This is a genomic window from Chryseobacterium sp. 22458, assembly GCF_052044975.1.
In the GTDB taxonomy this organism is placed as follows: domain Bacteria; phylum Bacteroidota; class Bacteroidia; order Flavobacteriales; family Weeksellaceae; genus Chryseobacterium.
In genome coordinates, this window is record NZ_JBQEOA010000009.1 from 125,823 (window position 1) to 133,991 (window position 8,169).

Here is an 8,169-nt window from a genome sequence, read left to right on the forward strand (position 1 = left end):
GAATAATAAGCATCTTAACATATTTTTGTTCCTGTCGTTCCTGTGTATGTCTGTCAGTGCCTTTGCACAGCAGAAAAATGACACGCTAATCATCAGAAAAGAATATGAAGTGGCCGACCCTACGAGGTATGAAGCCTACTACGATATCAAAACCGGGATGTACTATGTATACCCCAAGATCGGAAATACCATCACAGGTCCTCCCACTGCAATGTCTCCGGAAGAGTATAAAGAATACATGCTCGCCAGCCAGACAAAAGCATATTATAAGGAGAAATCTGATAAATATAACCTTCTTTTCAGAAGAGACAGATCAGATGCCAGAAAAAAAGGGCTCATCCCTTCACTGTTGATCAATAACAGACTGTTCGAAACCATTTTCGGAGGCAATAAGATCGAAATTATCCCTTCAGGATATGCCTCTCTGGATTTTGCCGGACTTTACCAGAAAATAGACAACCCGATGATCCTGCCACAAAACAGGACCAGCTTTACCTTTGATATCGATCAGAGAATCCAGCTGGGATTATTGGGTAAAGTTGGGGAAAACCTTCAGCTAAAAGCCAATTATGATACCCAGAGTGGTTTTGCTTTTGAAAACAGGATGAATCTCGTCTGGCAGGCAAAAGGAAGCTGGAAAGATCTGCAGCAGAAAGGCCTTGGAGACATAGATAAACCGAATGCAGGCGGTGAAGATAAAATCATCAAAAGAGTAGAATTCGGTAACGTTAATATGCCGCTTTCTACAAGTCTCATCCGTGGTTCACAATCGTTATTCGGGGTGAAAACCGAGTTCCAGCTAGGGAAAACCTTTGGTACCGTTGTCCTTTCACAGCAGCAGGGTGAAGCCCGTAATATTGTTGTACAGGGAGGAGGTGCAGTGAACAATTTCAAAGTTAATGCCATTGATTATGAAGAAAATCAGCACTTCTTCATAGGGCACTATTTCCTTAATAAATACGATGGTGCCTTAATAAATTATCCGCAGATCAATTCCACGATCAATATCACCAGAATGGAAGTTTGGGTGCTGGATCAGGGAAATAGTAATCTGGCTTATCAGAAGAGTATTATCGGGATCAGGGACCTGGGAGAAGGAGCCGGTGGTTCTGCTTTTCCTGATAACTCTGTGAACAACCTTTATGATGACATATCGGCTGCCGCAGGGACCAGAGAAGCAGGTAAAAACTACGGAACTATTTTCCAGGGGCAGACGTTTGGGGGAATACCTTATGATAACGGAGAAGAATTTATCTATAATACCAAAGCTAGAAAACTTAACGCCAGTGAATTTACATTCCAGCCACAGTTAGGGTATATTTCATTAAATCAAAAACTTAATGAAAACCAACTTTTGGCGGTTTCTTACTCATATACTATGAACGGAAGTAATAAAGTATATAAAGTAGGAGAATTTTCTGAAGAAAGTCCGGTGCTGATTACCAAAGTACTGAGAGTAAATAACAGAGTAAATACGGAGTCTCCGATGTGGAAGCTGATGATGAAGAATATCTATTCCATAGATGCCGGGCAGGTATCCCAGGATGGTTTCATTCTTAACGTATACTACAGAGATCCGGCTTCAGGAGGTAAAATCAATTATATTCCGCCTAAAAAAGATCAGAACTTATTGAGATTGTTCAATTGGGACCGTCTCAACATGAACGGAGATATTCAGAACAACAAAGACGGCAGTAAAGGAGACGGTATTTTTGACTTTGTCAACGGAATTACCATCAGACCGGAAACCGGAAGGATTATTTTTACCAAAGTAGAACCTTTCGGAAAGTATATGGAAGACGTACTAGGAAGTAATGATCCCCAGTATGTATTCCATGATCTTTATGATAAGCAGAAACAGTATGCTCTGGCCAGTAACCTTTCCCAACGATATACGATGGAAGGTCGTTATAAAGGCGTTCAGGGACAGGGGATCTCATTAGGAGCAGTAAACGTTCCTCAGGGATCGGTGAAAGTTGCTGCAAATGGAGTACAGCTTACAGAAGGTGTAGACTATACTGTAGACTATATGCTCGGAACAGTTACGATCATCAACGAAAATGTGAAACAATCCGGGCAGGCGATCAATATCTCACTGGAAAACCAATTAACCTTCAATACCCAAAGAAAAAGGTTCTTAGGATTAAACCTGGAAAGAAGATTTAACGAAAACTTCGTGTTGGGAGGAACCGTGATCAATTATTCGGAATCTCCGCTAACTCAGAAAGTAAACTTCGGACAGGAAGCCGTGAACAATACAATGGCAGGGATCAACCTGATGTATAACAACCAGGCACCTTTCCTGACAAGGCTTACGAATAAACTCCCAATGGTAAAAACAGAAGCACCATCCAACTTAAACTTTAAGATGGAAGCTGCCTATCTGATGCCGGGATTAAATAAAGGAACCAATAACCAATCTTACATAGACGATTTTGAGCAGACAACCTCCAAAATCTCTTTAAAGGAACCGGCTGCATGGAGTCTTGCTTCAAGACCGGAGAAAAATAAATTGCCGCCATTCAGCAATGTTCCGAATAATGATGACATCACAACCGGTTACGGAAGAGGATTATTGTCGTGGTATAATATTGACCCTAGATTCTGGGGAGTAGGAGGAAGAGCGCCGGGAGGAATTACTCCGCAGTCGGTATCCAACCACGCATCAAGAAGAGTTCAATATTCAGAGATCTATAACAACAGGGATTTTGTAGCAGGAGAACAGACTTTCACCAATACATTTGATATCTCTTATTATCCTAAGGAAAGAGGTCCATACAACGTGAATACTGCAACAGAGCAGGCACAGAGCAGATGGGCGGGGATCATGAGACCGATCAGCGTACCGAACTTTGTAACCTCCAATATCGAATATGTGGAATTCTGGATGATGGACCCTTATGCAGACGGCAATACTCTGGGAAATGATCCGAAACTATTATTACATTTAGGAAACGTTTCCGAAGATGTACTGAAAGACGGAAAAATGCTGTATGAAAACGGACTTCCAACTTCCGGATCACCATCTTCTACTACCAGTTCCAATTGGGGAACACAACCAAAACAACCGCCTATTCTGTATGCATTCTCTACAGAAGGAGAAGACAGAAAAAGACAGGATGTAGGATATGACGGTCTGAGCTCAGATCAGGAAGCAATGAAATTCGGGAATACATTTGTAAACCCGGTAACCAATGTGTCTGACCCGGCATTAGATGACTTTGTATTCTATCTTTCTGATAGATTTACCGGAAGCCAGGCCAGTTCTGTTGTTGAGCGTTACAAATACTTTAGAAATCCGGACGGAAACTCAGAAGCCAATTCACTGAATGTGGCATCGCAGACTCCGGATGCAGAAGATATCAACAAAGATTATAACCTTGACCAGACAGAAAACTATAATCAATATGTTATTAAGCTTGATAAGAACAATCTTGTATTAGGACCGGATAATCATATTGTTGATGTAAAAACCGTAAAAGCTAACTTCCAGAATGGACAGTCTGCAGATGTGAAATGGTACCTGTTCAGAGTTCCTGTTGCCAATTTCGATAAAGCTGAAGGAACAGCAAATCCGTCTGTTTTAAATAACGTAAGATTTGCGAGACTGATGCTGACAGGGTTTGACCAGACTTCTACTTTGAGATTTGCAACCATGGATCTTGTAAGATCAGACTGGAGAAAATATCCTAATAAAATATTCAGTTTTAACGTTCCTGGAAATGTGGAAGGAACAGGGCTTGTAGAAGATCCTGCTTTTGAAGTAGGAAGTGTAAATATTGAAGAAAATGCTCTAAATACACCTCCTTATGTATTGCCTCCGGGAATTGACAGACAGGTACTGAGTGGAAATGCAGGAGCTCAGAGACAGAACGAGGCATCTCTTTACATGAGGGTAAGGAATTTGAAAGGAGAAGCAAGAGGGGTATTCAAGAATACGACATTGGATATGAGAAGATACAAGAAACTGAAGCTTTTTGTACACGCCCATACCACTGAAAGAGATGCTGATGATGGTACCATGGATCCTAAAACCAAATTCTTTATCCGTTTTGGTTCCGATGCTACAGATAACTATTATGAATATGAAAGCTCTTTGCAGTTAACTAAAACTACAGCAACAGCTCCTATGGATATCTGGCCGATGGAAAATGAAGTGAACTTTAATGTTCAGGATTTTGTAGACGCCAAAATAAGAAGAGATAAATCCGGAGTTGCCATTACAGAGAGAACAACAGATCCGGTATTTAATGAAACCAATAAAAATATTTACATCAAAGGACGTCCAAGTTTAGGGAATATTACGACCATTATGATTGGGGTTAGAAATGCTGATCGTGAAAAAACGATAAGCAGGGTTCTTTGGGTAAATGAAATCCGTCTTTCTGAAATTGAAAACGATGGAGGATATGCAGGAAATGCAAGCCTGAATTTTAACCTGGGAGATTTTGCAACCGTTAATACCAGTGCTTCCTATACATCCGTTGGCTTCGGAAATATAGATTCAAAACCGGCAGAAAGAAATCAGTCTACACAATCGGCATTCAGTATCAATACTGCGATCAATGTAGATAAATTCCTTCCGGAAAAAACAGGCGTGAAAATTCCTGTGAACTATTCTTATTCACAAACTATTGAAGATCCGAAGTACAATCCTCTTGATACCGATGTGGAATTCAGCAAGGCTCCAAACAAAGATCAGCTGAAAAAAGTAGCAAGAACGTATACGCAGCAGAGAAGTATCGGGGTGGTCAATATGCACAAGGAAAGAGTAAATCCGAATAAAAAACCTAAATTCTACGATATTGAAAACGTTTCGGTAACTGCCGTTTACAACGATGATTACTTCAGGGATATTTATACCAAGAGAAACTACAGACAATATCTGAGAGGGTATATAGATTACAATTATACCTTCAAACCGTGGGTGCTGAAGCCTTTCAACAAGATGATCAGCGATACGGCAAAATCAACAAAATATCTGAGATGGGTGAAAGAATTCAATATCAATCCTATTCCTACAAGATTGTCTTTCAGGACTGAAATCGACAGGAATTACAATGAGCTTGAGTTCAGAAATGTAGAAGCTATTTTAAATGGTAATGTAGGGGGCGATTTTGATGCGATCAGAAACAGAAACTTCTATTTTGGATGGCAGTACGGGTTAGGATTCAACTTCACAAAATCATTAAAGCTGGAAATCAATTCTGCAACCAGAACTCTTAATGATAACCTGGATGCGAACTTAATGGACAGCAAATCGATCTTTGGAAATGTATTCAGAGCAGGTAGACCGGTATTATATAACCACAGAGCACAGCTGAACTATAAACTTCCGTTCCAGTATCTGCCTTATTTGGACTTTATTGACGCTGAGGTAGGATATGGGTTTACCTATAACTGGAATGCAAGATCTACATCCATGTTAGGATTTGTAGACCCGAGCAACAGACCGGTAAGCTTAGGGTCCATAGGTCAAAATACCAATGTGATCCAGGTTACGGGATCTGCAGATCTGCCTAAGTTCTTCGGACAGTTTAATTATTTTAAAAATATCAATGCCAAACTTCAGAAACGTAAGCAGGAGATGGATTCCCTGAACAACGTCTATACGAAGCAGTGGGATAAAAACAGATACAGATATAAGAAATACAAATTCAAAAACAGGTTAACTATTCCTCAGAGCGCAGCATTCTTCCTGACTTCTTTCAAGCAGTTGAATGTAAGCTATAACGAAAATAACGGTACTGTACTTCCGGGGTTAATTTCTGCACCTAACTGGTATGGTTATGGTCAGACGTTAGGAGGACCTACAATGGGATTCCTTTTAGGATCACAGGCTGATATCAGAAGAACAGTAATGGAAAACGGTTGGGTAAGTGATTCCGAATATATGACAGATCCATATGTAAGGATGTCTACCAAAGAATTAAGGGCAGACTTACAGATGATGCCGATCAATGATTTCAGAATTGACCTTAATGTGTTGCATACGTATAACAGTAACTTCTCACATACAGGGTTCAATTATACCAATAGCGGAGTTCCGGATCCTGACTTTACATTTGCCAATGAAATGGTGACGTACTCTAACTCTACCATGCTGTTGAAGACATCATTTAAAGAAGGACAGGCAGTGTACCAGGCGCTTAGAGATAATGCAAGAGCATTGTCACAGCAATTGGGAGGGCCGGGTGCTATACTGGATAATAATGGCTTTGCCCAGCATTATAGCATTGGAAACGCTTACGTATTGATTCCGGCATTCAAAGCAGCCATGGAAGGAAAATCCGTAACACCTATGGGTAATCCTAAAAAAGCAGGATTCCCGCTACCGAACTGGAGAATTACTTATTCAGGATTGAAGAATATCCCGATTATCAGCGGGCAGTTTACTAAGTTTGATGTATTACACAGTTATACGGCTACTTATACCGCAACGGGAATTCAGAGAAATGTAGATTTTCATGGTAATCCTAACGGATATTATCAGGCGGTAGATCCTTCAGGAACCGTTATCAAGAATGCAGGAGATAAGATCAACCCTTATACATTTGCTCAGGTAGGATATGTAGAATCTTTCTCCCCGCTTATCGGGATAGATGTTACCATGAGAAACAATATGCAGTTCGGATTACAGTACAATAAAACCAGAATGATGGTATTGGGACTGGTGAACCAGACGCTTACTGAAGATGCCAATACAGAATATGTGGTAAGACTTGGGTATATTGTCCGAAATTTCAGATTAGGAACGGCCAACGTCAGAGGAAGAGGAACCAGAGGAAAAGGAAGCGACCTGAACATCAGGGGAGATATTTCATTGAGAGACAGTAAAACTTCCATTATGAATATCCTGCTAAATGATTCTCAGGTGACAGGAGGTCAGAAGCTCATGAACATAAAACTTTCAGCAGATTATAATGTTTCCGAAAATCTTAACCTGAGAGTATTCTACGAACAGATGACCTCAAAGTATAAGATTTCTACAGCATTCCCGCTGTCTACAATCAGAGCCGGTATTTCAGCTACATTTACATTCGGTGAATCCGGTGGCGGATTCTAAAATCATACAAACATAAAAGTCCTTCAGCTTTGAAGGACTTTTTTTATATCCAATATTTGAAGCTACTATATTTTTGAATACATTTGTACAAAATAAAAATTTAAAAATGAACACACCATCAGAATTAAAGTACACGAAAGATCACGAATGGATCAAGATTGAAGGTAATGTAGCTACAATCGGTATTACAGACTTCGCTCAGGGAGAACTTGGAGATATCGTATATGTAGATGTAGATACTGTAGATGATGACCTTAACGGAGGAGACGTTTTCGGAAGTGTAGAAGCGGTAAAAACTGTTTCTGATCTATTCTTACCTATTGCAGGAAAGGTTATTGAATTTAATTCAGACTTAGAAGATCAGCCTGAGCTGTTAAATACAGATCCTTATGGAGACGGATGGATCATTAAATTGGAAATTGCTGATGGGGCAGATCAGTCTGAGTTACTTTCTGCAGATGATTACAAAGCGATCATTGGATAAGATTTCAAAAATATTTAGTAAGATACTGCCCATTTATTGGGCATTTCTTACTTATATGCTTCTCAAGCCGGGAGAAGAAAACCGTGAATATTGGTTTATGTTCAGTGGTATAGACAAAGTTCTGCACTTCAGTATATTTGCAGCACTCGGATTCTCCTTTATGGCCGCATTCCCTAAAATAAAATTCTCTTACTTTTTCCAGATCATCCTTATATACGCTTTTCTTACCGAAATCCTGCAGGAAGAAATGGGACTCGGCAGATCCATGGAAACTCTGGATATTGTTGCCGATACTATAGGATGCCTTATCGGCTACTGGATCTATAAGTTTTTGATGAAGCGATTTTTCTGATTCTTTTTAGCATTAAGCTTTATCCGGATGAGGTTTCTATATTATCCTTCTCTCAAACTCTTTACTTTCAGGCATTCAACCTCTCAAATTTTCAGGAGCTATTTCCTGCTATCCACTCATACTCCTCACGCCTTTGCGCTTCCAGGGGCCAATCCAGCATCTCTCCATCCATGTTGCGGGGTAACCGTTTCTATCAGGGCTAGGGGAGAAGTACACATTAGTATAAGTAATAAGTAATAAGTAATAAGTAATAAGTAATAAGTAATA

3 protein-coding genes are annotated in these 8,169 nt (G+C 40.0%); all 3 read left to right on the plus strand.

Features of this window, described 5'->3' with window-relative positions:
• The first annotated feature begins 46 nt into the window (after positions 1-46).
• The 3 genes from sprA to ACTJJF_RS21780 all read left to right on the plus strand — a co-directional run bounded on the left by sprA (position 47) and on the right by ACTJJF_RS21780 (position 7,902).
• Positions 47-7,066, plus strand: coding sequence for a cell surface protein SprA (gene sprA, locus ACTJJF_RS21770; protein WP_440701005.1), 7,020 nt, complete (start codon positions 47-49; stop codon positions 7,064-7,066).
• A 106-nt stretch (positions 7,067-7,172) separates the two neighbouring features.
• Positions 7,173-7,550 carry a glycine cleavage system protein GcvH gene (gene gcvH, locus ACTJJF_RS21775; protein ID WP_065401025.1) on the plus strand — a complete coding sequence of 126 codons (378 nt, stop codon included), beginning with the start codon at positions 7,173-7,175 and terminating at the stop codon, positions 7,548-7,550.
• A complete protein-coding gene (locus tag ACTJJF_RS21780) occupies positions 7,525-7,902 on the plus strand; it encodes a VanZ family protein (RefSeq protein WP_312304552.1) in 378 nt (125 codons plus the stop codon). Before gcvH ends, ACTJJF_RS21780 begins: the two co-directional genes overlap by 26 nt.
• Positions 7,903-8,169: the final 267 nt, after the last annotated feature.